The organism is Paenarthrobacter sp. A20 (assembly GCF_024168825.1).
In the GTDB taxonomy this organism is placed as follows: domain Bacteria; phylum Actinomycetota; class Actinomycetes; order Actinomycetales; family Micrococcaceae; genus Arthrobacter.
On record NZ_JALJWH010000001.1, the window covers coordinates 3,248,604 to 3,274,698 of the forward strand.

General features: G+C 59.3%; 23 protein-coding genes. 13 read left to right on the forward strand and 10 right to left on the reverse strand.

Going from position 1 to position 26,095, the window contains the following annotated elements; translation table 11 throughout:
- The first annotated feature begins 27 nt into the window (after positions 1 to 27).
- The 7 genes from J3D46_RS15030 (at position 28) to J3D46_RS15060 (ending at position 6,461) form a co-directional block, all read left to right on the forward strand.
- Positions 28 to 1,182 (forward strand): mandelate racemase/muconate lactonizing enzyme family protein, encoded by a 1,155-nt coding sequence (locus J3D46_RS15030; protein WP_231341068.1) that lies wholly within the window; start codon positions 28 to 30, stop codon positions 1,180 to 1,182.
- Positions 1,179 to 2,255: an NAD/NADP octopine/nopaline dehydrogenase family protein gene (locus J3D46_RS15035; RefSeq protein WP_231341067.1), complete on the forward strand. Its 1,077-nt coding sequence runs from the start codon at positions 1,179 to 1,181 to the stop codon at positions 2,253 to 2,255. Before J3D46_RS15030 ends, J3D46_RS15035 begins: the two co-directional genes overlap by 4 nt.
- Before the next feature lie 41 nt (positions 2,256 to 2,296).
- On the forward strand, positions 2,297 to 3,199 hold the full coding sequence (locus J3D46_RS15040; RefSeq protein WP_231341066.1) for a dipicolinate synthase subunit DpsA: 903 nt from the start codon (positions 2,297 to 2,299) through the stop codon (positions 3,197 to 3,199).
- Entirely contained in the window at positions 3,196 to 4,560 is a 1,365-nt protein-coding gene (locus J3D46_RS15045; RefSeq protein ID WP_231341065.1) for a dihydroorotase family protein, read from the forward strand. The genes J3D46_RS15040 and J3D46_RS15045 overlap by 4 nt, the downstream gene beginning before the upstream one ends.
- 71 nt (positions 4,561 to 4,631) lie before the next feature.
- Complete coding sequence (locus J3D46_RS15050; RefSeq protein WP_253468017.1) at positions 4,632 to 5,399, forward strand: TIM barrel protein; 768 nt, start codon at positions 4,632 to 4,634, stop codon at positions 5,397 to 5,399.
- A gap of 26 nt (positions 5,400 to 5,425) precedes the next feature.
- Positions 5,426 to 6,145 (forward strand): SDR family NAD(P)-dependent oxidoreductase, encoded by a 720-nt coding sequence (locus tag J3D46_RS15055; RefSeq protein WP_231341063.1) that lies wholly within the window; start codon positions 5,426 to 5,428, stop codon positions 6,143 to 6,145.
- On the forward strand, positions 6,126 to 6,461 hold the full coding sequence (locus J3D46_RS15060) for a YciI family protein (protein ID WP_256492441.1): 336 nt from the start codon (positions 6,126 to 6,128) through the stop codon (positions 6,459 to 6,461). Before J3D46_RS15055 ends, J3D46_RS15060 begins: the two co-directional genes overlap by 20 nt.
- Positions 6,462 to 7,601: 1,140 nt before the next feature.
- On the opposite strand, the gene J3D46_RS15065 is transcribed toward J3D46_RS15060, so the two are convergent.
- From J3D46_RS15065 to J3D46_RS15085, 5 genes are read right to left on the reverse strand one after another with little or no spacing between them, the layout of a single operon-like run.
- Positions 7,602 to 8,339 carry a FadR/GntR family transcriptional regulator gene (locus J3D46_RS15065; RefSeq protein WP_231343039.1) on the reverse strand — a complete coding sequence of 246 codons (738 nt, stop codon included), beginning with the start codon at positions 8,337 to 8,339 and terminating at the stop codon, positions 7,602 to 7,604.
- Positions 8,340 to 8,366: 27 nt separating this feature from the next.
- Positions 8,367 to 8,639 (reverse strand): biotin/lipoyl-containing protein, encoded by a 273-nt coding sequence (locus J3D46_RS15070; RefSeq protein ID WP_231343036.1) that lies wholly within the window; start codon positions 8,637 to 8,639, stop codon positions 8,367 to 8,369.
- Positions 8,640 to 8,648: 9 nt separating this feature from the next.
- On the reverse strand, positions 8,649 to 9,665 hold the full coding sequence (locus J3D46_RS15075; RefSeq protein ID WP_231343035.1) for an alpha-ketoacid dehydrogenase subunit beta: 1,017 nt from the start codon (positions 9,663 to 9,665) through the stop codon (positions 8,649 to 8,651).
- Positions 9,662 to 10,684 carry a thiamine pyrophosphate-dependent dehydrogenase E1 component subunit alpha gene (locus J3D46_RS15080; protein WP_231343034.1) on the reverse strand — a complete coding sequence of 341 codons (1,023 nt, stop codon included), beginning with the start codon at positions 10,682 to 10,684 and terminating at the stop codon, positions 9,662 to 9,664. The genes J3D46_RS15075 and J3D46_RS15080 overlap by 4 nt, the downstream gene beginning before the upstream one ends.
- Before the next feature lie 37 nt (positions 10,685 to 10,721).
- Positions 10,722 to 11,447: an SDR family NAD(P)-dependent oxidoreductase gene (locus J3D46_RS15085; protein ID WP_231343032.1), complete on the reverse strand. Its 726-nt coding sequence runs from the start codon at positions 11,445 to 11,447 to the stop codon at positions 10,722 to 10,724.
- 68 nt (positions 11,448 to 11,515) lie between these two features.
- On the opposite strand from J3D46_RS15085, the gene J3D46_RS15090 reads away from it, so the two are divergent.
- From J3D46_RS15090 to J3D46_RS15105, 4 genes are all read left to right on the forward strand, one after another.
- Positions 11,516 to 12,817, forward strand: coding sequence for an amidohydrolase family protein (locus tag J3D46_RS15090; RefSeq protein ID WP_231343030.1), 1,302 nt, complete (start codon positions 11,516 to 11,518; stop codon positions 12,815 to 12,817).
- Positions 12,818 to 13,107: 290 nt separating this feature from the next.
- Positions 13,108 to 14,652 (forward strand): Re/Si-specific NAD(P)(+) transhydrogenase subunit alpha, encoded by a 1,545-nt coding sequence (locus tag J3D46_RS15095; protein WP_374110802.1) that lies wholly within the window; start codon positions 13,108 to 13,110, stop codon positions 14,650 to 14,652.
- Between the two features lie 44 nt (positions 14,653 to 14,696).
- A complete protein-coding gene (gene pntB / locus J3D46_RS15100; RefSeq protein WP_231343028.1) occupies positions 14,697 to 16,121 on the forward strand; it encodes a Re/Si-specific NAD(P)(+) transhydrogenase subunit beta in 1,425 nt (474 codons plus the stop codon).
- A 417-nt stretch (positions 16,122 to 16,538) separates the two neighbouring features.
- Positions 16,539 to 17,234: a GntR family transcriptional regulator gene (locus tag J3D46_RS15105; protein ID WP_231343026.1), complete on the forward strand. Its 696-nt coding sequence runs from the start codon at positions 16,539 to 16,541 to the stop codon at positions 17,232 to 17,234.
- A 180-nt stretch (positions 17,235 to 17,414) separates the two neighbouring features.
- Here the strand turns inward: J3D46_RS15105 and J3D46_RS15110 are convergent, their stop codons facing one another.
- Positions 17,415 to 18,077 (reverse strand): TetR/AcrR family transcriptional regulator, encoded by a 663-nt coding sequence (locus J3D46_RS15110; protein ID WP_231343024.1) that lies wholly within the window; start codon positions 18,075 to 18,077, stop codon positions 17,415 to 17,417.
- Positions 18,078 to 18,204: 127 nt separating this feature from the next.
- Here J3D46_RS15110 and J3D46_RS15115 point away from each other — a divergent pair, with 127 nt between their 5' ends.
- Together J3D46_RS15115 and J3D46_RS15120 are read left to right on the forward strand one after the other, a co-directional pair.
- On the forward strand, positions 18,205 to 19,167 hold the full coding sequence (locus tag J3D46_RS15115) for an alpha/beta hydrolase (protein WP_231343021.1): 963 nt from the start codon (positions 18,205 to 18,207) through the stop codon (positions 19,165 to 19,167).
- 1,166 nt (positions 19,168 to 20,333) lie between these two features.
- Positions 20,334 to 21,857, forward strand: coding sequence for a PucR family transcriptional regulator (locus J3D46_RS15120; RefSeq protein WP_253468019.1), 1,524 nt, complete (start codon positions 20,334 to 20,336; stop codon positions 21,855 to 21,857).
- A 1-nt stretch (position 21,858) separates the two neighbouring features.
- On the opposite strand, the gene J3D46_RS15125 is transcribed toward J3D46_RS15120, so the two are convergent.
- The 4 genes from J3D46_RS15125 to J3D46_RS15140 are packed head-to-tail and all read right to left on the reverse strand — an operon-like array spanning position 21,859 to position 25,938.
- Positions 21,859 to 23,085 (reverse strand): NAD(P)/FAD-dependent oxidoreductase, encoded by a 1,227-nt coding sequence (locus J3D46_RS15125; RefSeq protein ID WP_253468021.1) that lies wholly within the window; start codon positions 23,083 to 23,085, stop codon positions 21,859 to 21,861.
- Entirely contained in the window at positions 23,082 to 24,305 is a 1,224-nt protein-coding gene (locus J3D46_RS15130) for a cytochrome P450 (RefSeq protein WP_253468024.1), read from the reverse strand. Before J3D46_RS15130 ends, J3D46_RS15125 begins: the two co-directional genes overlap by 4 nt.
- Positions 24,302 to 25,708, reverse strand: a complete 1,407-nt coding sequence (locus tag J3D46_RS15135; protein ID WP_253468026.1) for a cytosine permease — start codon at positions 25,706 to 25,708, stop codon at positions 24,302 to 24,304. Before J3D46_RS15135 ends, J3D46_RS15130 begins: the two co-directional genes overlap by 4 nt.
- An 8-nt stretch (positions 25,709 to 25,716) precedes the next feature.
- Complete coding sequence (locus J3D46_RS15140) at positions 25,717 to 25,938, reverse strand: ferredoxin (protein WP_231340689.1); 222 nt, start codon at positions 25,936 to 25,938, stop codon at positions 25,717 to 25,719.
- Positions 25,939 to 26,095 lie beyond the last annotated feature (157 nt).

A 26,095-nucleotide genomic window follows, 5' to 3' on the forward strand; every position in this document is an offset into this window, starting at 1 on the left:
AACTTCTGCAGCAGCAAAGGCGAAGACATGAAAATCACTGACATCAAAGTTCACCTGGTCCGTCTCCCGGCCCGGCGGGACCACAACTGGGCTTCCAAAATGTCCACTCCCATCGGTCACACGGCGATTATCGAGATTGAGACCGACGCCGATGTTACCGGCTGGGGTGAGGCACCTGCAGGCGCAACCTGGGGCGGAGCGCACATGAGGTACTACGGCGAGTCGCCCGAAACGGTGCGCCTCATTATTGAGAACTACCTCCTGCCGGCTGTCAAGGGCCTGGACCCAGTCGAGATTTCACTGATCCACACGGCAATGGACAAAGTCATCAAGGGCCATCCTTACGCGAAGGCAGCCATTGACATTGCTTGTTATGACATCGCAGGCAAGTTCTTGGGCGTCCCCGTCAGCACCCTGCTGGGGGGTGCGCACAAGAACTCGATCGAAGTAGCGCATTCCTTGGGCATCATGGAGTTGGAGAAGTGCTATGCGGAGGCAGAGGCTGCGGTTTCCGAAGGGGCATTGACTATCAAATGCAAAACTGGGCTCGATGCCGAGCGAGATGTGACTCTGGTCCGCGAACTTCGTAAGCGCCTCGGTGACGACATCAAGATCCGGGTAGACGGCAATGAAGGCTATGCCTCGGTCTCTGAGGCTGTCGCTGTCACCTTGCGGCAGGAAGAGTACGACATCCTCCTGTGCGAGCAGCCGGTTATTGGCGCGGCGGGACTGGCAAAGGTCGCTGAGCGGATCAGTTCACCCGTTATGGCAGATGAATCAGCGTGGAACGTCCAAGACATCCTCGAATTGAATTCGTTGAACGCCGCTGCCTGCATTTCCCTGTACGTGACCAAACCAGGAGGACTTTTCAAGGCCCGTCAGGTTGCAGATCTTGCAGAGCAGCTGGGCATGTACAGCGATATCGGTGGTTCCATCGAAACCGGCATCGGGAACGCGGCCAACCTCCACCTGGCCAGCGCCACAAAGATCGCTACCTTACCCAGTGTTTGCCCCGTATCCACACCCGAAGGAGCGGGCGGCCCATCAACGGCCGGCATCTACTACTTGGACGATGTCATCATTACGCCATTCAAATTCGAAAACGGTCGGGTCTTCGCTCCTGAGGGTCCAGGCCTCGGAATCGAGGTTGACCGGGAGAAACTGGCCAGGTACTCGGTATGACCATTGCAGTCCTTGGTGCTGGAGGTGGCGGACTGTCTGCGGCCGTCGAGTTAACCGCGGCGGGCCACGATGTAGTCCTGTGGAATCGCAACCCTGACAGACTCGCCCCTCATGTCGATCAACACGTTCGTTACCGGGGAGTTTTCGGTGAAGGCGCCGCCAAAATCAGCGCCATGACCTCGGACCTCCATGCCGCAATAGACGGTGCCGCGGCAGTGGCTGTTTGCCTGCCGAGCGTTGTCCATGCACGTCTCTTTCAGGAATTGGCGACCGAAAAGTGTTCGGTGCCAATCATCCTGAATCCTGGACACACGGGAGGAGCGCTGCATCTTCGTGCAGTGTTCGCCAGTGCCGGCGTCTCGGTCCCCCCAGTAGCAGAGTTCTCGACTTTGACCTACGTTGCCCGGGTAGATACAACGGGAGCCGTCAACATCAGCGGGCGGGCAAACCAAGTCCGTGTTGCGGCTCTGCCAGGTGGCGCCGACGCAGTCTTGAAGGCAAAATCACTGTTCCCGGGATGCGCCGAAGTCTCCGACGTACTGGCCTCCAGTCTGTCCAATGTCAATCTGGTCCTCCACCCGCCAGGGGCGGTACTAGGGGCATCCTGGGTGGAGGCCACGGGCGGAGACTTCACCTTTTATGTTGAAGGAATGACTGCGGGAGTAGGGCGCGTCCTGAATCAGCTGGACATGGAGAGATTGGAAGTGGCTAGAGCCTTTGGCCACGAACTTCCACCGCTGTCGACGGAGATGGCAGCCATTGGCACAGTGGACGAAACTGCCGCTCAAGCGGGCAACACTGTCGAGGCAATCAGGGGTGGCGCTGCCAATGCTGCCATCGCAGCGCCGGACTCTTTCTCCCACCGTTATTACCAAGAAGATCTGGCGTTCGGTTTACTGCCTTTCGTTGAACTGGCTCGAATAGCGCAGACGCCTGTTCCTGTAGCCGAAGCATTGTTGAAGCTTGGTGCTACTGCTGTCGGAGGGGACCTGCTGGCGGCCGGTTTGGATGCTGGACGTCTCGGTTTGAAGGGTATGACGCGGGACGGGCTCATTGAGTCCGTACGGGTATAGGAGCAAGGTCTGACTCAACTTGGCGACAGCCAAGGAAGGAAGTGAACTACGTGAAGCTGGACAACCGAAAAATCGCAGTGATCGGCGGTGACGAGCGTGAGCAAGAAATTGCCAGGCTTGCCGCGCTTACAGGAGCCAGGGTCAGCGGCTATGGCTTTCCTTGGCCTGAGGGCGGAGTAGACGGGGTTACGTTGGAAGACTCGGCGCGGGAGGCCTTGGAGGGGGCGGACTACGCACTGTTCCCCATCCCGGGCCAAGCTCTGGACGGCACCTTGTTCGCCCCCTTGTCGCCGGAACCGATTCGACCTGACAAAGATTTGCTGTCCGTGATGAATCCCGGGTCATGGATTATCTTGGGATGGCCTAATGAAGAATTGAAAGCGGCCGCAACGGCCCACGGTGTCCGCTTCAGTGAATATGAGCATGACGTTGAACTGATGTTGTTGAGAGCTCCGGCAATCGTTGAAGGTGCCTTGGGCCAGGTCATCGCCAATACGGACATCACCATCCACAACTCAGACGTCCTGGTCATCGGTCACGGGAACATAGGGCGCATGCTCGCGCGGACTCTCGTTCTGTTGGGTGCCCGTGTGCATGTGGCGGCACGGAACCCCGTCCAGCGTGCAGACGCCCTGGCGGCAGGGTGCGTTCCTCACGACCTGGATGAAATTTCGAACGTCGCCCCCACCGTGTGCATGGTCTTTTCCACGGTCCCTTCCTCCGTCATGGACCGTGAAAAACTCGCCCTATTGCCACCCAAATCCTTAGTCATGGATCTTTCAGCCCCGCCAGGGGGGCTGGATCTTAACGCTGCCCGCGGACTTGGACATACTGCAGTGTGGGCACGGGGCCTTGGCCGGAGGGCTCCCATAACTGTGGGTGCAAGCCAATGGAGTGGTATCGCCAAACGCATTGAGGCCATAGAAGGAGACAAGAACTCATGAAGGTGGACCTGGTCCTGAAGAACGCCCGTCTCGTTGATCATGCTGGCGAACAGCGTGGAGCCCTGGCAATCTCCGGCGGACGGATCGTAGCTATCGGCGATGACGCATTGTTCACAGATGCCGACCGAATCATCGACGTTGGCGGCAAAGTAGTCATGCCAGGGGTAGTGGACCCTCATTGTCACTTGGGCGTGAACTACGGCTATGACGACGACATGCGCACTGAAACGGCCGCCGCAGCCCGAGGCGGTGTTACAACCATCCTGCTGTTCATTCGGAATATGGAAGGTTCGTACGTTCCGTTCTACAAAGACAGGAGGGAACGGGGCGAAGCCAACGCCGTCATCGACTTCGGCTTCCACTTCGGGATTCAGCGTGAAGAGCATGTGGCAGAGATTCCCGAAATTGCCAGACTGACCGGTGTTCAGTCGTTCAAGTGCCATATGGGCTATGAACCGGGAAATCCCATCGGTATTGTTTCTTCGACAGACGCTTGGGTGTTCGGGGCAATGCAGGAAGCCGCCAAACTTCCCAACGGAATCGTCTCTGTACATTGCGAAAACACCGAACTCGTCCAGCTTCTGAAGAAGGACATGATCGCGACCGGGCGACAGGATCTGGCCGCATACACCGAGTCGCGTCCCGTCTTCGTCGAGGAAGAGGCGATCGCGAGGATGATTAAGTTCTCGGAAATCACGGGCTGTCCTTTGTATATTGTCCATACAACTGCTGCTAAAGGGCCGGTCATGGCGAGCGAAGCCCGTACCCGGGGGATCGATGTCACTGTTGAAACCTGCCCGCATTACCTGACTCGGACTGCCTATGACAACGATCTGAGTGCAACCGCCAAAATTTCTCCCCCCTTGAGGGATCAGGTGCAACTGGAGGGTCTCTGGGAGGGAGTCCTTGGAGGCGGAGTGGGAACCTTGGGAACCGACCATGTTCCCTTCAAGAAGAATGGCGGAGACCTATGGACGGAGAAGCCCGGCGTAGTCACGTTTCCGTGGGAGCTTTCACTGATGCTTCATTTCGGGGTTCATCAGCGGGGAATGTCACTCTCACGGTTGGTGGAGCTCAATTCCTACAACCCTGCCCGTCGTTTCGGACTGTATCCACAGAAGGGTGCCTTGGCCGTAGGCTCGGATGCTGATCTGGTAGTCGTGGATTTGGAAGAAGAACGGGTTGTTGAGCATGACGGGAAGGGCACGTGCCTTTACGAAGGCTGGAATCTGAGAGGCTGGCCTGTCATGACAATCTCCCGTGGGGACATCGTCTACGACCGCGACCAGGAGGCTGAAGCAGCCTTTGGTCGCGGGCTCTGCGTCAGCGTTCCCGACTCAGAGCGTGGGAACGACGCATGATTACGGAGGTAGGAACGGGGCGGCGCGTCCTCAGATCGGTGTCAATCCACTTCATGTGGGACCAACTGCCCATGCCCGAGCGGGTCTGGGCGGCAGCTCGTGCCGGTTTCGACCTGGTGGATCTCTGGGACTGGCGGAACGTCGATATCGACTCCATCGCGAGAGCCGCTCACGAATCCGGTGTAGGAATCAACGGTTTCTTCGGTAACAGAGAGTTTTCAGCCTGCGACCCTGCGCAGCGAGAATCCTTTGTACAGGAAGTCAGGGAATCGCTGGAATGCGCAGTGCGAGTCGGCGCACGCCAACTTCATCTGTTCTCCAATGCCATTCGTCCGGGTGGAGTCGTGGTTCCTGGACCGCCTGTTCCAGCGAGCTCCTTGCAACAAGCCTGCGTGGACGCTCTGCGCGAAGTCGCTCCGCTGGCTGAGGCCGCCGGCGTTACGCTCATCTTGGAACACTTGAATGAGGTGTTTTTGCCGGGCTACCTCTGGATCGGCGCAGGGTCAGTTGTTGACATCGCACGTGAAGTAGACCACCCGAACGTGATGGTTGTCTTTGATGCGTACCACCAGCAACTCGGGCAGGGCCGGCTCGGAGAGCACCTGCTGGCCGCCATGCCGTATTTGGGACGCGTGGACATAGCCGGGGTCCCCGGCCGGCATGAACCGGGGGTAGGAGAAATCGACTTTAGTTACCTTCGTGAGCTGCTCGATCAAGAAAAATGGCACGGCACGGTCACCTTCGAGGTGATGCCCAGTAACGGAAATCCGGCCAAGGCCGTGGAGATGATCGACCAGATGTTCCCTCTGTCTTGGTGCCGGCGAGGTGAGGCCGAGTGATGCCCACCGGACTTTTGTCAGACTGCGTGGCCGTCGTCACCGGAGCCGGATCAAGGGGAGGCCAGGGAGAAGCTGAGGCCAGACTTCTTGCACTCAATGGCTCGAAGGTCATACTCGTGGACCTGGAGACATCAGAGGGGGCGTCCATAGCAACTGAGATCGGGCCGGAAAAGGCCCAGTTCTTTGCTATGGACGTTACAGACGCGACAGCGTGGAACCGGCTAGCTACCCTGATCCGTGAGAACTTTCCAACGATCGATATTCTCGTGTACAACGCCGGGATCTGGCTCGATAAGGGTGTTTTTGATACCTCGCCTGAGGAGTACCGCCGCGTCGTCGAGGTCAACCAGACAGGTGTATATCTGGGAATGCACACGCTCGGTCCCCTGATGCAGGAGAGCGGAGGCGGATCCATAATCAACACGTGCTCGACGTCCGGCTTGAAGGGAGCAGGCATGCCGCACGCCTACGCTGCCAGCAAGTGGGCTGTGCGCGGAATGTCCCGAGCGGCAGCCTACGAACTGGCGGCCTTTGGCATCAGAGTTAACGCCATTTGCCCAGGTGTGATTGATACTCCAATGATCGAAGGGGGCCCTGGTGTTCTGAGCGTGATTGCTGAAACGATCCCCTCGGGAAGGGTCGGTAAGCCAGAAGATGTGGCGCAACTTGTCCTTTTCCTGGCCTCCCACGCAAGCAGCCACATTTCCGGAGCAGAAATTGCAATCGATGCAGCCGTCTCCGCCTAGGATCCAGTACGCCATATATTGCTTGGACGGGCCCAATCGGCAGGAGCTAAGGGCGCGAAACTTGAAGTCGCATAAGTGCCACATTGAGCATTGGGCGCCGCACATCATTATGAGTGGGCCGCTTTTGGCCGCCGACGGAAAAAGCCGTGAAGGGCAACTCTACGTCATTGAAGTCGAGAGCGCCGACGAAGCTCGTCGATTTGTTCATGACGACCCGTTCACAATCGCCAAGATCTTCACCCAGATTTCCATCCAGCGATTCTCCCCTAGAATTCACATGGGTCGCAGAACAAAAGACGCGCAGCTAATTGTTTGACGGATCTTCAGAATGCTTCTTCCTTTCCGCCGGGACCGCATTCCAAGGTGGAGTCGGTGACGGAGAACCCGCGGGTGCCGGCGACGGTACTGGGGGAGGGTGTGGGCTGGTTCCCGGTCGTTGGCCTGGTTCGGGGAGAACATGACCTGGGCTCGGTCGGCCGGATAAGGCACTTGCTGATCCAGCGGACAGGGTCAATTGCGAACCCGGGGAGCATGCCCAATGCGACCTGTGGTTCCTGGAGGTGCGGATATCCGTCGGGACCGGAAAGCCCGGGTTTTGTCGTTGCTGGTGATGGTGTGCTCGCATTCGTGGTTCACTATGGCCCGGATGCTCCCGACCCGGATGTTCATTGGACCCGCTGGCTCTGATGTTGGACCTGATCGGTTCCCTTGGCGGGTTGCCGCGGCGGCAGATCTTGGATAGCAAAACGGCCATCGGCCGTGGAACAGCTATGGCGCCGGAGTCGCTGCCTTCGCGGGGTCCTCGCGACCAGGATAGACAGACGGTTGGTCCGGCGAACCGGGGGCCGGCCACGGAACTGCTCGCCCAGGACAGGCCGCGATGTTGCCGCTGCCTCCGGTTCCGCCGTGACAGGGTTCGCTGCGAGAGTCAGGATCCATCGGGACAACTACGGCCGGATGGGGTCCAGAGACTACTCCGTGAAACCGCAGGCGATCGGCAGGTCCGTCGATGACACCGCGAACCTCTGCTGTCAGTTCGTCTCCTCCTGCTACGAGCACGCCTCTCTTATCCTGGCCTCGAACTTTCCTTTCGCCCCGTCTCCAGCCACCGGCTCAACACACGTAAACGGTCTCGTTGCCCTCGACAGGATCGAAGAATACGGCAGTGCAAGCAACGTCAACATGGGCCACTTTTCAATCCGCGAGATGGCTCACCTTCTACCGGCGTTGACATCGCGTCACGATCCGGTTCCAAGGTTATGTGGTGTTGGCGGCCTCACAAGTGAACCATCGATAATTGGTGGCACCAAACAACAGCTCGAACCTTTGAATACGTAGAGGGCCTCGGCGCGGAACTGCACCGCGCCGAGGCCCTCCTGAATGGGTGAACAAGCGCTCCGGCGCCGTCATGCCGAACCGGAAACCGGGCACAAACAGTCACGCCGGCTCCTTGCGATCAGCTCATTCCCACGCTTCGAAAGCTCTCAACCCAGTTGAGCATGCCCATCACATGCCGGACCGCGGCGTCGTGGGCGGCTGCGGAGTCGCCGGACAGGATGGCATCGATGATGGCCTTGTGCCCGGCTACGGAATTTGGCAGTTGTCCAGGTTGGGAGAAGAGGATGTCTCGGGATTGCGTGAGTAGGCCGTTCAGATCTGCGAGCAGCCCTGGCAGCAACACACCTCCTGAGGCCTCAGCTATTGAGCGATGAAAGGCGACATCGAGCAGGGCGAGTTCGGCCGGGTCAACGGCAGAATCTACTGCTTCTGCAAATTCAGAATGAGCACGTTCGATTGCAGCCCGGGCGTCGTCCTTTGTTCCACTCGCGGCCCGCTCGGCCGCGAGGCCGTCCAAGGCCCCACGGACATCAAGGAGTTCGCTCAGTTCGTCCCTGTGCATCTCAAGATATAAGGCGAAGGCCCCAGCGTAGGCACTGGATATTCCCTCCCTCACCCGGGCCCCTTTGCCGTGCTGAATCTCGATGAGTCCCGTCGCTTCCAGACCTGCCAATGCTTCCCGGATGCTCACCCGGCTCACACCGAAGGCCTCACCGAGCTTGCGCTCGGAAGGAAGGAAAGTTCCCGGGGGATAATCCTTTCGTCTAATCGCGGCCAGGAGCTGATCTCTTACCTGCAGAGTTGGGCTAACTCTTTCAACAGCAACGAAAGAGGAGCCGGTATCTGTTTCACTCATTTCTGGCTCCGATCAGACTAGGGAGTACTAAAGGCCAGCGCGGTAGCTCTCATAATCCTGTTGATCAGATGCGATCGTGATGACGGGAGCACCGACTTCCACATCGTCCCCTTCCTGGGCGAGCAGGGCGCCGACAATACCTGAGGTCGGTGCCTCCAACTCGACGGTGATCTTGTCCGTATCGATGGTTGCTAGAATTTGACCCTCCGTTACTGTATCTCCAACGCTGACATTCCATTCAGCAATAGTTCCTGACTCCATAGTGACTCCCCATTTGGGGAGGGGAAATTCATTAGCCATGCTATGTCCTTAGATGTTGATGTTTTGGTTCTGAATTGTGGGCTTGCCAAGCAATGTCCGCACCGATTCAGCGATCTGGTTTGTCATTGGCAAAACAAATTGTTCGAGCACAGGGGCATAAGGAACGGGGGTGTTGCGGCCTCCCACCCGCTGCACAGGGGACCTGAGCACGTCGTAGCAATGCTCTGCTGCCCAGGCGGCGATCTCAGCACCGAACCCACCCCGGGCGGGCGCTTCGTGGGCGACCAGAAGACGGCCAGTCTTCTCAAGGGAGGACCGCAGTCCCTCATAATCAAACGGTACGAGTGTTCTGGGATCGAACACTTCGCAGGAGATGCCTTCTTCGGCCAGCGCCTCGGCCGCCTGCATGGCATATTCCCGAGTTTTTAGGTAGGTGACGATTGTGACGTCCGTTCCCTCCCTGTGGATCCGGCCCGAGCCAAAGGGGATGGGGTCGATTTCAACCACTTCACCGGCCGGACCTCCTCTGCCCACATAAAGACCTTTGTGTTCAAAGAACATGACCGGATCCGGGTCTCGGATTGCGCTTTTCATCAATCCCTTGGCATCTTCCGGCGTCGACGGTGCCAGAACTTTCAGGCCCGGCACATGAGTGAACCACGACTCCAGGCTCTGTGAATGCTGTGCCCCTGTGGACCCATTTGTGCCGGTCACCATTCTCACAACCATTGGCGAGCTGAGCTTGCCACCGGTCATGTAGTGGGTCTTAGCGGCTTGGTTGACAATCATGTCCATAGCCAGCATCGAAAAGTCGCTGAACATGATTTCCGCAATTGGCCGGCCTCCTACGAGCGAAGCTCCCACCGCCGCGCCAACGATGGCTTCCTCGCTAATGGGCGAATCCCAAAGGCGATCCGATCCGAAACGCTCCCAAAGGCCTTTGGTGACGCCGAAGACGCCTCCGGATGCACCGACGTCTTCCCCGATAATGAAGACGGCCGGGTCCCGCTCCATCTCTTCGGTTATGGCCTGACGAATGCCATCTGCAAAGGTAAACTTGCTCATCGGAGAGCCCTTCCGTTGTAGGAATCTACGTAAACGTGTTGCAGGGCATCTTCAGGTGAAGGGTGCTCCTGCTCTTTTGCCCACTCGATGTCGCGGCTCAAACGTTCTTCCACCTCTTGGCGGAGCGCTTCCAGCGACTCTTCAGTGGCTCCCAGTTCATCCCGGAGAACGTTGGGGAACAGGACAAGAGGATCCCGTTTCATCCAAGATTCCACTTCTTCTTTAGGGCGGTATCGCGCCATATCACCTTCGAAGTGACCCTTGTGGCGGTATGTCTTGGCTTCAATAAGAGTGGGGCCCATCCCGTTCCGGGCCCTGTCGGCTGCTTCAGCCGCTACTTGCCGCACTGCAAGGACATCATTTCCGTCGACGACCACGCCTGGCAATCCGTATGCAGATGCCCTATCGGCGACGTTCTCCAGGAGCATGTGCTCATTCTGTCGGGTGAACTCACCATATAGATTGTTCTCGCAGACAAAGAGGACGGGGAGTTTCCAGAGAGCAGCAAGATTCAGGGATTCGTGGAAGGCCCCCTCGTTGGAAGCGCCATCCCCAAAGAAGGTAACCGCCACCGCGCCGCTACCGGTCCTCTTGAGCTGCAATGCAGCCCCGGTAGCCAAAGGAATGCCACCTCCGACGATCCCGTTTGCTCCCAGGAATCCGAGCTCCGCATCAATCATGTGCAGAGACCCACCCTTCCCCGCGTTATAGCCGGTTGAGCGGGCAAACAGTTCGGCGTACATCCGTGCAGGATCCGCTCCACGTCCGATTAGATGGCCGTGCCCCCTGTGCGTGGATGTGAGCACGTCATTTTCTCCAAGAGCGGCGCAAACCCCCACCGCTACAGCTTCCTGGCCGCTGCAGGGGTGAAGAAAGCCCGGAATCAAGCCGGATGCCCTGAGTTGCGCGGCCCGCTCCTCAAAGCGGCGAATCAGGATCATCCGACGAAGTAGGTCCATCCCTTCTTCCAAATCGATGCCAACGGCTCGAGTTGCCGTTTGGGTTAGAGAGTTAGTCATTTGCGAAATCCTTATCTAAGAGGTCTTGTGCCGCCAGCTACGATGCTGAGAAACCGCCGTCAACCAACATCGCGGAACCCAGGACAAAGGAAGCATCGTCAGACAGAAGAAATGTTGCTGCTGCAGCAATTTCGTCTGGTTCTGCGTAGCGGCCGATGGGGTGCTTGGCGGCGAAATGATCTGGCTCTGATCTTTCAGCATTGAGCTGTCGAAGCAGGGGAGTCATAGTGCCACCTGGGCAGATGCAGTTGGCTCGAATGCCTCTTGAGGCGTACTCCACGGCGATCGATCGCGTGTACTGAAGTATCGCGCCTTTAGCGGCCGCATATGCGGCGAGTTCCGGGGCTCCGCAAACTGCAGCGGTGGAGCCGAACGTGAGGATGGTGCCGTAACCCTGCTCCAACATTTGTGGTATCACGGCACGGGTTGTGAGGAACGTACCCAATACATTGACGTCCAGGACCTTGCGGAACACGTCCTCCGAGAGCTCATGCGTAGGCCCCGATGCCTGGATGCCCGCAACAGCCACCACCGCATCAATTCCACCAAGGGTTTCGTTGACTTCGCTCACCAGCCTTGCCGTATCGGAGGCATTGCAGACATCCATGGCCCCGGCGAACGCCAGCGTCTTGTTCAGCTCTGGCTTGACGAGGTCCGCTCCGGCGACAATGGCACCCTCCGCAGCAAGACGTTGTGCGACGGCCGCGCCGATGCCCCCTGCTGCCCCGGTGATGAGGACTCGACGACCGTTTAAGCCTTTCATAGGATCCTCCCTAAATTTCTGTCTCCACATCTCAACATGTATTACATCATGCCAGTTACCATAGTGGTATGACCAGTGTTTTTTTCGATTCATTTGTACTCCGTTCCGTCACCCTTTCCTCGGCAGCAGTCAAAGTGGACGTCCACCTGCGGGACGGCGCCATAGAAAAGGTCGTGCCGCTGGATGCGCGGGAGCGCCCGCATGCTGGATCAGCGGATGCTGCAGGCGCGTCCCCTAACGAAATGGACATGGATGGGTATCTTCTTCTGCCGTCTCCGGTGGAGCCCCATGCCCATTTGGACAAGGCGCTGTTGGGGCGACGCGTCCCAAACCGCACAGGAGACTTGGCTGGCGCGATTGAGGCGATAAAGGCGGCCTACCCATCCATGACAAGGGACGATATTGGCCGCCGTAGCCTGTTGGCAGTCACGGAAGCTTTGACGCGAGGGTATACGGCAGTTAGAACGCACGTTGACTGCCGCGAGGAGATCGGCACCACCGGCATCGAAGCTATCGTTGATCTCAAGCGAAAACTGACGGGGATCATTGACCTTCAAATTGTGGCCTTGGCCGGAGAGGTCGGCGGTGACGACGGGGCGCCCAACCGGTCGACGCTCCAAGCCAGCCTGGAACTCGGCGCCGACATTGTGGGGGGCGTTCCCTCCCTGGAGCGCAATCCCAAGGCTTCGCTACGTGAGTTGATGGCCATCGCCGGGGACGCGAGGTGTGGCATCGATCTGCATATTGACGAAACAACTGATCCAGACATTTTCGTACTCAGGCAACTGGCCCGCAGCATCCTCTCCTCGGGCTTCGCGTACCCGGTTACGGCCTCACATTGCGTCAGCTTGGGCACGCAATCGGCGGATGCGGCAAGGGAGGCGGTCCAGCTCATCGCCGATTCCGGGATGTCGATTGTGACGTTGCCTCAAACGAACTTGTTTCTTCAGGGAAGAGGCAGCACAACGAGGAAGCCGCGGGGACTTACGGCAATCGAGGACCTCTTGGCAAGTGGCGTTACCGTTGCCGCTGGAAGCGACAACTGGAGGGACCCGTTTAACCCGATGGGGAGGATAGATGCCCTGGAGACGGCCTCCTTGCTAGTATCCGCTGGCCATTTGATGCCAGGCGATGCCTACGTATGTACAAGTACGGGAGCGCGCCGCGCCATGGGCCTTCCGGAGGTTCGGGTCGCCGCTGGATACCCAGCGGACCTGTTGGCTATTCGAGCAAATTCCTTGGAGGAAGCGATGGCCTCCGGAACACTCGATCGAGTCGTCCTCAAGGACGGCCGCGTTGTTGCGCGGACGGAGGTAGCCGTCAACCTCTCATCGCACCTGCAAGCGCTGATTGAAACGGCGGACTACTAAACTGCGCGGCCCGGTCCGACCTTCTGACGCTAGGAGGCCGATGAAAGCAGGCGACGCGTTCTCCTGCAACGTCGAGGGGAATGTTGTGGGCGGCCGGCCAGGGGAGCGCTGCCTTTGAGAAAAAGATAGCCCTTCCGTGGGTTATCTCATATGATGTCTGTTGTACTACCAGTAGCCGTATGATTTCAGTTGCAAGCGGCTTACTGAGGGCTCTAGTGGACGAAGACGTTCAGGCTCGACGCAATGGAATGGGAGAGATGGACGTGGCAAGTGTCGGAATAGTCGTTGAAATGGGTCAGGAGACACGTGTTGCGGCGACACCCAAAACTGTGGGCCAGTTGGCCGTATTGGGCTACACGGTGGTCGTAGAGAAAGGCGCTGGCGAATCTTCGTCCTTTCCTGACGACGCGTACGCCTCAGCTGGAGCGCAGATTGTTGGCGCCGATGAAGCCTGGGGCAGCGATGTGGTGCTGCGTATCAATCCGCCCAGCGAGGAGGAGCTGGATAAACTCTCGGCAGGCGCAACCCTCATCGGGATGCTCAGCCCTGCTCTGCGACCCGAGTTGGTTGATGCGCTGGCAGCGCGACCCATAACAGCCTTGGCGTTGGACGCTGTGCCCCGAATCTCGCGGGCGCAGTCCATGGACGTACTGAGTTCCATGGCCAACATCGCCGGGTACAGGGCCGTCATTGAGGCCGCTCATGAGTTTGGCCGGTTCTTCACGGGCCAGGTCACTGCAGCGGGGAAAGTGCCCCCTGCCAAGGTTCTGGTTGCTGGCGCTGGTGTTGCTGGCCTGGCCGCTATCGGCGCCGCAAGCAGTTTGGGTGCGATTGTGCGGGCGACCGATCCCCGGCCAGAAGTGGCCGACCAGGTGAAATCCATCGGTGGTGAATACCTCAAGGTTGAGGTTGCAGACGAGATGAAGTCATCTGATGGGTATGCCAAAGCCACTAGCGAGGTTTACAACCAACGGGCGGCGGAAATTTACTCGGAGCAGGCACTGGATGTCGACATCGTCATTACTACCGCCCTCATCCCGGGGCGGCCCGCGCCGAAGCTGTTGACAGAAGAAGATGTAGCCAGCATGAAACCGGGCAGCGTCATAATTGATATGGCTGCTGGTCAAGGCGGCAACGTCGCAGGTTCTGTTGCTGGTGAACGTAGGGTCACGGATAACGGCGTTGTCATCCTTGGGTACACGGACCTGCCCGGGCGATTACCTGCCCAAGCATCCCAGCTCTATGGAACCAATATCCTGAACCTCTTGAAACTCCTGACCAAGGGCAAGGACGGACAGCTTGCGATCGACTTCGACGACGTCATCCAACGATCGGTAACGGTTGTCAGGAACGGCGAAAAGACGTGGCCGCCTCCGCCCGTCCAGGTTTCCGCTGCTCCCACTGTTTCGGATGAGTCGACTCGTGCTGACGTCAAGGAACATTTGGCGCGTCAGGCAGCCAAGAAGAAGGGTCTTAGCCCCGCAGTAAAGGCCGGACTGGTTGTTGCGGGGATCGCAGCACTCTTTGGGATCAACGCAATTGCACCGGACCCGCTGCCGCAGCACTTCACAGTGCTGATGCTCTCGGTCGTCGTCGGATTTTACATCATCGGGAAAGTCCATCACGCTCTGCATACTCCATTGATGTCGGTGACGAACGCCATCTCCGGCATAATCGTCGTCGGCGCTTTGCTGCAGGTTACTTCTGCCAACCCGGCTGTACAGGTTGTTTCCGCGACGGCAATCCTGCTCGCAAGCATCAACATCTTTGGCGGTTTCGCCGTCACCCGCCGAATGCTCGCGATGTTCTCCCGCGGAGGGAAATCTCATGAGTAATTACGCGAAGCCAGCGAGTTCAACAACGATCGAGGAGTTCAACCGTGTCTGAAGCCGTCTCCGGTGCTCTAACCGCAGAGTCAATCGCTGGAGCGGCTTACGTCGTTGCCGCACTGGTGTTTATCCTCAGCCTTGCAGGGCTCAGCAAGCACGAAAAGGCGAAGGGCGGTGTGGTTTACGGCGTTACTGGCATGGTGATCGCCCTTTCTGCAACCGTCTGGTTGACCCTTCAGGGTGCATGGGGCAATAACCAAAACTTCAGCGGGATGATTTTTGTCCTGATCGCCGTATTGATTGGTGGGGCCATCGGGCTGTGGCGCGCGCGTGTCGTTGAGATGACCGGCATGCCCGAGCTGATTGCGCTGCTGCACAGTTTCGTGGGCTTGGCAGCAGTTCTGGTCGGATGGAACGGACACTTGGAAACGCCGCACGTTGCCGAGTCCCTTCTGGCCATTCACCACGCGGAAGTCTTCATCGGCGTCTTCATCGGAGCCGTGACATTCACGGGTTCGATCGTCGCCTTCCTTAAACTGTCAGGGCGAATGAAGTCCGCCCCGCTCACCCTGCCTGGCAAAAACGCCATCAACCTAGGTTCCCTGGCAGCATTCGTGGTCCTCACCGTTTGGTACGTCAATGACTCGCAACTTGGCTTGCTCATCGCAGTTACAGTCCTGGCGTTGGGTCTGGGCTGGCATCTCGTAGCATCCATCGGCGGCGGAGACATGCCAGTGGTCGTGTCCATGCTCAACAGCTACTCAGGATGGGCGGCTGCAGCCGCAGGCTTCCTGTTGAACAACGACCTCCTTATCATCACTGGTGCACTGGTGGGCTCCTCCGGTGCGTACCTTTCCTACATCATGTGCAAAGCGATGAACAGGTCCTTCATCTCCGTCATCGCTGGCGGGTTTGGTGTGTCCGCACCGAAAGCGAAAGATGCTGAATACGGTGAGCACCGCGAGATTTCGGCTCAAGAAACAGCGGAGCTGCTGTCGAATGCCTCAAGCGTCGTCATCACCCCTGGGTACGGCATGGCCGTCGCACAGGCACAATATCCGGTCGCCGAGCTTGCCCATAAATTGAAGGAACGCGGAGTTGATGTCCGCTTTGGCATCCACCCTGTCGCTGGACGATTGCCCGGCCACATGAACGTCCTCTTGGCTGAAGCGAAAGTGCCCTACGACATCGTCCTGGAGATGGACGAAATCAACGATGATTTGGACGCAACGTCGGTGGTGCTGGTCATTGGAGCGAATGACACAGTCAACCCGGCGGCAGCCGAGGATCCAAGCAGCCCTATCGCAGGAATGCCCGTGCTGCGCGTCTGGGAAGCCGAGAATGTTGTTGTCTTCAAGCGCTCCATGGCAGCAGGATACGCGGGCGTACAGAATCCTCTATTCTTCCGAGATAACTCCCAGATGCTGTTCGGCGACGCCAAACAGCGCGTGGAAGAGATACTTCGGGCATTTTAGGTCTGCCCATAGCTGATGGCCCGCTGCAACCTGGGATGACGTCCGGGGGCCTAGTGGATCAGAGCAGTGCGACAACGGACAAGGAGACCGGCCGTGCGTGAACGCCCGTGGCTCGCCCGTGTGAGGAGGAAAGAGCTGAGAGCGCGGCGGAAGAACGAACTGCCCTATGCCGACGCACCCGTGGTCGAGACAGATGTTTTCGATCTGGACAGGATTACGGCTGCTCCGTGGGTGGGCCTTCATCACCGGCACGAGTTCCTTCTTCACTTGAATCATGAATTCCTCGGTAAAACCGCAGGAGATTGAAGAACGTTTTCATGTCCTGATTCGGTCCGATCGCCACCATTCCCGTGCGCGCTGCAGCCCTCATTTGCAAACTTGAAACCAAACGGCTGAGATGTAATGAGATATGGCACCATGAAACTCAAGGAGTGGCCTGAACCGACTATTTCCCTGCCACAGTCACACCAGTCTTCTGCTGACTTGGCCAGAGTCGAGATACAAAGGCTCATCATCTCGGGTGAATTTATGCCGGGAGACCGCTTGCGGGAACGCGAGCTATCCCAAATTCTGGCTTTATCGAGGATCCCTGTCCGCGAGGCACTCCAGCAGTTGCAGGGGGAAGGTTTCGTTAAGTCGTCACTAAGGCGCGGGGCAATTGTAAAGCGCATTACTTTAAGCGACGTCAACGAGCTCTTCGACCTGCGACTCACTTTGGAGGTCTTCGCCGCCAGCTGCGCTGCGCAGTCGGTGCACAACGGGCATCCAGCGGAGCATCTGCAATGCCTCCTTGCTCAAGCAGAAGAAGCGAGCGTCCGCCAAGATCCGCTAGGTCTAGCTCACTGCAACACGGCATTGCATGCGGAAATCGTCGTCCTTTGCGGGAATTCGCTGCTGGAGCGAACCGTCAGTCCGCTCCTCAGCAGATTGCATTGGTTGTTTTCGCTAAGTGGAAAAAGCTCCCTCGAAAGCCAGTGCCCACAGCACCAAGGGCTGATACAAGCGATCCAAAGGGGTGCCACGGATCTAGCAGGAGCACTTGCCATAACCCATATCGAACTCACACGAGAACGCGTCATCCAGGCCTTGGCTGAACGTCTTCAAGCCCCCTAACTCACTTGAGGGTTCACCGCGATGCCGGGGGTGAAGATTTCCTCTTCAAGCCGACCAGCAGGCCGGTGAGCATGAGGACGACGGAGCACTTGTTTTCCCGATGGTCGATGGCAGTTCCTTGATCAGGTGAGTCTGGTTCGATGCTGGCTTGGTTGGTGCGCGGTCATTCGGCAAAATGCGCTATTGGTTCGGCTTCGTCCGAGGAGTGGTGGTGACGAGGATCGGGGCTTCGATCTGATGCTCCTCCCTGAGCCAGTCCGGCAGCATCCGGTCGACGAACAAGGTCAGTTCTGTGGCTGTCTGTGTGGGCTTTTCGAGCCAGTCGAGAAGCAGTGAGAGGATCGCGCCCACGAGAAACACTGCTGCCTGCTTGGCGTCGAGGCCTGCAGGCCTAGCTTCAACCGCCGCAATGGCCGCGGTGAGGTGGGTGACCAGCGTTGAGTGGAGTTCGGCGAGTGCGGGCGTCTGGGTACCCGGGGTCAACACGGCTAGGCACAACACCCTGTGCTCGGCAAGGTGGGTGAAGAACTCCTCAAACCCGACCTGCGACACGACGGCCGGAGTGGACTGATCCTCATCCTCGCGGAGCATCGGCTTGAATGCGTCGAGCAACTCCCTGAAGGCTGCGACACCCACATTTTCGGCGCCGGTGAAATGGTTATAGAACGAGCTCCGACTCACGGCAGCCTCTTGGACCAGCGAGGAGACCGTCGGTGATGACTGGCCGCTTTCAAGTTGGCGCTCAAACGCGTCAAGCAAAAGCTGGCGCGTGCGCACGGCCCGCGGATCCGCTGCGTTGCCTTCGCGCATGAATACTGCAGGAGGCGTGCCGGTGAGGCCCATCGCGTCCCCTCTCCCCATAGTCTCTTGGACCTATCCTACGATTGCCCATCGACATCAACTATCGTACAGTTGTCCATCAGTGCTTGAGAGCGACAGTTTTCGGGCCTTGACCTGAAGGAGGACAAAGATGTCAGCAGTGGACAGGTTCGATCCGGAAATCTTGGCGCTTTTCACGGCGGCCGCCAGTTCAACCACCGAGAGTCCTGAATTCATCATGCCCGAACGTGGCGACGCGATGGGCCTGCGGTCCGTCATTGACGCAGGCCTTGCCGTCATCCCACGACCCGTAGTCGCAGGGGTGTCGGGAGATCCGCACAGGGCCGAACGTAGGGACGGGGCCGGCATGGAACTGCGTTGGTACTCCCGCGACGATGATGATCGGGAAGATCGGGCGGCCATCGTCTATTTTCACGGTGGAGGCCGGGTCGCCGGAAAGATTGACCACTACGACGGCGTCATCCGACACTACGTCCAGGAAACCAATGTGCCAATGCTGCTGGTCGACTATGGCTTGGCTCCGGAGTACACGGGAACCTCCGCGCAGGAAGATGGACTTGCCGGCCTTGAATGGCTCATCAACCACGCCACGGACCTGCGCGTGGACCCCGCTCGGATCGGCGTGATGGGCGACAGCGCTGGAGGCGGCGTGGCCGCAGGAACGGCAATCCTCGCCCGGGACAAGGGCGTCGGTGTAGCGAAGCAAATCCTGATCTACCCCATGCTTGACGACCGCACCACGGTCCCGGATCCGGCCTTGGACGGCTTGGCCACCTGGACGCCCGATACGAACTGGACGGGTTGGCACGCCGTCCTCGGGGACAGCATTGGCGGCGGGAACGTCTCGCCCGTAGCCGCCCCGGCACGCCTGGAGGACTTCTCGGGCCTCCCGCCCGCTTACATTGAGGTTGGCGACCTCGACATCTTCAGGGACGAATCCATTTCCTACGCGCAGCGGCTGCACCACGCAGGAATTCCTTGCGAACTCCACGTGAATGCGGGTGTCATACACGGCCACGACCTCATGAGTTTTGACATGCAGGTCACGCGGCGCACCATCGCCGATAGATGCCGAGCCATATCGACCCTGTAACCCGCCGTGGCACGTCCGGGAAGTCTGATTAATCGCCCTCCCGGGGTCGTCAGAATCGGTCGCGGATCCAGAACGGACGCCCGGCAAAGGTTGCATTCCCATGCTTCGTCGTCGGCCTCCGGTACCTTGAGTCCGTCAACAATCCGCAATCCCGCACAGCACTGCGCTGGAGGCTGCGGCCGGGGTTGGGCACGGCGGAATGCGCTCCTGAGGATCTGTTCTTCTGGTGCGGCGATCTTGCTGGATGTTTCATCGTTCGAGCGAGTAGACGATTTGCGAAGGCTGCGGCACTCGCTTGCTGCGGCCCTCCAAACGCTCACAAGAGTGTCGGCTCGCTGTTCTTCGGCGGTCGATCGAGCAAAAAGGAAGTGTGGACAATGTCCACACTTTCCACTTCGGACTGCCTCGTTCAGCCGCCGGACTGGCCCGGATTCCGCATGTTTCCGCCACTTCCCAGTGTTTTCAAGGCTCGGAATCCCGTTCGAGTCCCACCTCGGGCACGGCATACCCCCTCGTCAGAGGGGGTTTTTGCTTTAACGTGTTGACATTCTGGGTTAAAAGGTCCCTCTGACACTGGCCTCGGGGTGTGCCTGGCGCCGCGGGTCGCCCGTTCGGTTGCGGGGGAGCGGGGTCGGGGTCCTGGCTGGTGGGCCCTCCGCTGGCTCTGATATGAGGGTACGAGGTCCTCTCTTGGTTCTTCAGGTAGGTCGTGGTTGTCCTACACCTCTTCATGGGTAGGGGGACTGCGCGCAACATGACCTTCGAGAACCTTCGTCAAAGTTCCTGGATTTGGCTCGTTGCTGGAGTTGTGAGCCTTGGCTGGGGAAGCCTTAGTGAGGGCAAAGGTCGGGTGCGAAATGTACACGCCTTAATCTGATTTGATCCAGTACATGCATCCTTCGGTCCATGCGTTCATTCAGCAATGAGCCTTGGGCGACGTGACGTCCAGGGCTCGCGGAAGCATCAACGTTGACTGCTCAATCTCCTCGGAAGTCCCGGAATGGGCGGGCCGTGGTAGTGAGAGCGGCGCCTTGGCGAGGCACGTCGTTGGCTAAGAGGAACGGGTCGGGCGCGCTAATGCTTACTGACGGTGCTGTGACGCATAAACAGCGCCGGCACTGTACAAGGATGGACGATTCTATACATCAGGGCGATATTCTGCTTTCATGCCCCTCACACTCAGTGCATTGACCGGTAACACGGACCTGCGGCTCCAAGTGAAACATTGGACTCGCGAAACTGATCCGATGGTCACGGGGGCGCATGTCTCTGAGCTGCTGCGTCCCAGCGAATGGCTGGCGGGCGGGGAGATTTTGATGACTATCGGGCTGCTGCTCCCCGTTACCGTCACGGCCGAGGATTGCCGTTCGTACGTTCGGGATGTCAAGGGTGGCGGTGCTGTCGCCCTCGCTCTTGGCCTGGGCAGCGATTTGCCTCACCAATCGGTACCAAGGACCCTTGCTGAAGCCGCAGCGGCGGAGGACCTGCCTCTTTTCGGTGTTCCCGAGGACGTGCCGTTCATTGCCATCACGAGCGCGGTCTATAAGGCGCTCGTCGCGGACGAGCGCCAGTCCCTTGACCGCTTGGTTGACCTTCACAAGGCCCTGACTTTCAGTGCCGCTTCCGGCGGAGGACTTGAGGCGATTGTTGCGACCTGGACATCGGCTACGAACATAGGTGCCATTGTCACCGACCCGCTGGGCCTGCGGATCGTGACAAGCGACACCGTCGGTGCCCAGCCAACGGACGAGATGCTGCGCGACCTTGCCAATGTCTTGGCTCCCAAGGGGTTAAGGAGCGCGATGAAGACGACGATCGAGGACATCCCTCTTGAGATCCAGCCCTTGGGGACTACCCGGCTGCGCGGCTTCGTGGTCCTCGTCGGCAACGCGGGGTCACGAATGCCGGTGGCAATCACCGCACTCACCTCAATTCTTGCCCTTGAGTTTGAGCGTCGATGGCTGTCCAGCGAGCCGGACCGACACCAACGTGCCCGGGCCTTTCAGAGAGTGCTGGTTGCCGAATCCGAAAGCGACGCGGAGGCCCTGCTTCGTGCCTCCGGACTAACCGGCGAGGAGTTCCGCTGCATCGCCGTCGACCCGGGGGCGGGTGCCGCGGCCGATTTGGTCGCCGATCTTTCCCTGACGATTCGCGGTGGCCTCATCCGCCACACCAACGGAGGCCCTGTGGAGGCCATCGTCATGGCCGACGCCGACATAGAACAGGACCTTCGTAGGTTCGCACCCAACTTAGCCGCCGGAATCGGAGCCTCAACAACGCCAGGCACACTTGCTGCATCCCAGGCACAGGCGGTGGCCGCACTGGTCACCAGCCGCAACCTCGGTCACCCGGTGACCTACCGGCGCGGCTTCACCCAAACCTGGCTCACCAACGCCACTGATTTGGAAATGGCGCAGACATTCAGCGACGCAGTCCTCGCCCCCCTCAGCAACGCCGATCCGAGTGGAGCGCTCCTGGCGACCGTCGAGGCCTGGCTGACCGCGAACTGTCAGATCGACCCCGCCGCAGATCGCCTTCACGTCCATCGGCACACCGTGCGCTCCCGGCTCCGGAAGATCGAACAGCTCATTGGCCAGCCCTTGGACCAGCTGGATACCCGGGTGGAACTATGGCTTGCCCTGACAGCGAAGGGCCTGCACCGTCTTCCAACGGGCAGGCCCAACACCTGAGCTAAACCCTTGAGAGCACGGCCGGGTTTTGATCTACGCCCAGATCTTCCATGGCTACGCTCCAAGAGGACTGCTGCCGGATGTGCCGACGGGCAACCCCTATCTGTCGTCGCATGTTGATCCCGCAGGCAGCGGAGATCCGGTCCCCCGATCGTGCGAGCGCCAGGAATCCGCCGTCAGGGAGCTCATCGTGCACCACCATCATCTGGTCCCCGCTTGCCACGCCGACGAATTGTAGGCGTTTGCCGTATAGGTCGGACCAGTAGTACGGGACGGTGTCGAATGGCTCTTTCGCATCGCTGACGGCGTTGTGTCCCGCATTAACACCTTGCTCGGAAGCGGCCGTCCAGTGTGGACTTCTAAGCTGCTGGTCAAAGAGTTTGCTGGGCCAGGATGCGATATCGCCAGCTGCGTAGACACCGGGCGCTGCCCGGAGGAATTCGTCGCACACCACGCCGAATCCATCGAGTTCGATACCTGATCCTGCCAGCCATTCTGTTGCTGGCTCGCCGCCAATTCCGTAGGCGACGACATCGGCGGGGACCATCGACCCGTCGGAGAGCAGGATGGAGGATTCGCTGACCTCGGCGATGCTGCATCCGAGCCTTACGTCTACGCCGTTCGAGCGGTGCAGTTGGACGAGGGCATCGGCCACCTGATCACCGAGTGCCCCGGAGAGTGGCTTCCTTACTGTGCTGATGAGCGTCACGCTTATGCCCCTGGAGCGTGTTGAGCTCGCCAGCTCCGAACCGATGAAACCTGCCCCGAGTATCGCCACGTGCCTGGCGCCGGAAGCGAGGCGTTCCCGAAGCCGCATCCCGTCCGTCACTGTGCGGACAGGGTAGAGATTCTGCTCCTCTCGATTGGTGCTGAAGGTGCGGGAGCGGTAGCCCGTGGCCAGGATGATCGAGGAGTAGTCCAGCCATGCCTGACCCACCCGGACGCGTTTGCCGGGAACATCCAGCTGCTCTGCAGCCTGCCCGAGACGCAGTTCGATGTTGAGTTCGTTTCTGAGCTCGTCGGGGTCGCGAAGGAGCACGTCGGGCGGTGCAGGTGCGGTGATGAAGTCCTTCGACAACGGAGGCCGGTCGTAGGGTGGGTGCTCCTCGTCCCCGATCATCACCAGCGCTCCGGTATAGCCGGCCCGCCTGGCGCCTTCCGCTGCCCTCAGGCCGGCAAGGCCGGCGCCGATGATGATGACGGGCGCGTCAGCGTTCTGTCTCATCATGCCGCCCGCATCTGCACCGTCATGGGGAACGCGGAGTACCCCCAGACGCCGATCCGATCACGTCGGACCACTTGTTCGGTGGCAACCTCAAACGACTCCCAACGGCTTACCGCGTGCTTCAGGACGGTGATCAGTTCCAGGCGGGCGAGATGCTGGCCGAGGCAAGCATGGATACCGCCCCCGAAAGTGATGTGCGGATTGGGTGTCCGGTGGATGTCGAGAACGTCCGGGTCGCTAAACACTCGGGGGTCGCGGTTCGCGGCCAGGATGGCAAGTTGGATGGAGTCTCCGGGGCGGATGACGTGTTCTCCCAGAGATATGTCCTTGACGGCCACACGGCCTGTGAACGGAGAGGGGGTTGCGAAGCGCAGGAACTCCTCGGCGGCTGCAGGGATCAGACTTGGATCGGCTTGGAGTTCCTTCCACACCTGTGGGAATTGCGTCATTGCCTCGAAGGCGGCCGGGATGATCGTGGTTGTTGTTTCGGTTCCCGCGGCGACGAGTTCGATGAGGCGGACAACGGCTTCCTGTTCGGAAAGCAGCGTTCCTTCTTCCATGCCTTGGTACAAACGCTGCAGTACGGTCCCGGCGGGCGCGGTGGAAGCATGGTCCCGAAGCACTCCCTGCAAGTAGTCCTCGAGTGCAGTGGCTGCTTTATCGCTGGCCTCGAGGCTGTCACTGTCCAGGTGCGGTTCCAGCGACCGGGTGAGATCAACGGCCCAATGGTTGAGCTGGAGTGGATCTTCGGCGTCGAAGCCAATCAGCTTGGTGACCACCGCCAACGGTAGCGGCACCGAGATTGAGTCGAGGACGTCAAACCGGGTATCTTCCTCGATGCACTCAAGCAGCGCGATGACAGTCTGCTCGACTGTCTCAGCGTAGTCCCGCTCTACGGACCGCCGTGTGAGCAGTGGTGCCGTGTGCCGGCGCAGCCGCGGGTGGTCGGGCAGATCCGTGGTGACCAGGGCATTTTCGATTCCGCGGGAGATTGCTGTGCCCTTACCAAATGGGCATTGCTCTGCGTAATCGTTGATTTTGAACAGGCTCGCCTGGGCGTCCTCGAGGTTGTTGAGCACCATAACGACGTCTGCGTGGCGGCTGACGACCCAGCTTCCGGCGCTGTCGGACCAGAACACGGGGTGCTCCTCGCGCATCTTGTTGAAGGCCGGTACAGGGTTCTGATAAAGAGTCGGGTCCGCGAAGTCAAGTGGTTCTTTCATTGTGGGGTCCTTTCGGTGAGTTTGTTGGAGGTGGCTCGTTCTTCCTGGCGGGACAACGCGACAAAGAGCACGGCGGCAACCGTCCCACCGAGAACGATGGACATGTCGATGCCGCCGAGCATTGCGGCTATGGGCCCCTGGTATGAAGCCCCATTCAGTGACAGCAGTGCCACCACTGAGCCGCCGAGCAGCGCGCAGATCCCGGAGAGGCGGAATCCGCCTCGATGCCAGTACGGGCCTCCCTGGGAGGGGTTGGACAGGGCGACGCCGTCGTAGCGACCTTTGCGGCGAACGCTGTCGACGAGATAGATGGCTGTCAGGGGCATTGCCACTGAGCCCAAGCACGTCAGCCCTAGCTGGAGGATGTTCAGGAAGCTGTCCGCGAAGAAGAGCACGTAGACCGTGCCGATAGCCGCAGTTAGACCGAGCCCGGTCACTGCAACCACACGGGACACAGGCACCCCGGCGGCTTGGACAGCAAGGCTTCCTCCGTAGATGGTCATGACTGTGTTCATGATCGAACCAATGACGATGACCACGACGAGCACGGTGCCGAACCATTCTGGAACGAGGTTCATCAGTCCTGTGACGGGTTCGGACATGTCCGTGGCCGTGGCGGCAAGGACGCCTACCAGCTCCAGTCCGACGAGGGGGATCATGCCGCCGAGCCCGACGGCGAGAACGATGGGCTTGCGTCTGGTGGTGCTGGGGATGTGCCGGGCAAAGTCCGCTGCGCTGCCCCAGGACAGCGGCATCGCGATGCACAACGTCAGCGCGACGACGAAGCCTATGACAGGATTCTCCGTCGGGACCGGTTGGAAGGATGCCAGGTCCACTTTTTGGAAGACGAAGAATCCGAGCAGAACGAAAGCAGCAGCGATAACCACGGTGAGCACGCCGCTGGTCTTTACCATCATGTTGTAGCCGTACATTGCCAGTCCCGTGGATGCCAGCACGATGATTCCGCAGACGATAGCCGTCGTGGCGACGTCTGGTGCCATGCCAAGCCGCTCGGCAACGACCAAACCACCCTGCGTACCGATCACGAGATTGACGATGGTGACCAGGGTCGACAGAACGACTACCACGCCGGCCCCAAAGACCTTGTTTCCCCGCATGCCGAAAAGAGCACGCGTGATAATCGATGTTGGCACTCCGGATGCGGCGCCGATACTGGCGAACCAGCCCATGAGGAACATGAGGCTGTTGGCCACAAGAATGACCACCACGGCCTGCCACATGCTCAGGCCGAACACCATGATCGTCGCGCCTATGACAACGTACAGCTGGGTCACATTGGCTGAAAGGAACATGAAAAAGAGGTCACGCGGTCTTCCGGATCGTTGCTCATCGGGGATGAAGCTCGCGCCTTGGACTTCGATGGCAGCTGCGCTTTCCTTCATCTCGGGACCTACGCGTTCTCTGCGGAGGATGAGGGATCGGGTTCAGCGAGGGTGATTGCCTGTGTGGGGCACTGTGCGCAGGCGGCCTGCACTTCGGCGAGCGTTGCGCCGTGCACTTCGGCGATGAGGACGCGAGCAATTCCGTCGTCCTCGATGAGGAAGGCATCGGGGGCGAGCTCCTCGCAGACCCCGTGCCCTGTGCACTTGACCTGATCAACAAATACGCGCATTGGCTGTCCTTAGTTCATGGTGAAGATTGATCGACTGGTTGGGCAAGCCGTGCTGGCGCGCCAACTCATACCCGGAACACTATGGCCCCCGTCACACCCGCGTACATGTCCATGGCGTATAAGTTTCCGTAAAAAGTTGTATGTCATGTACATCGCG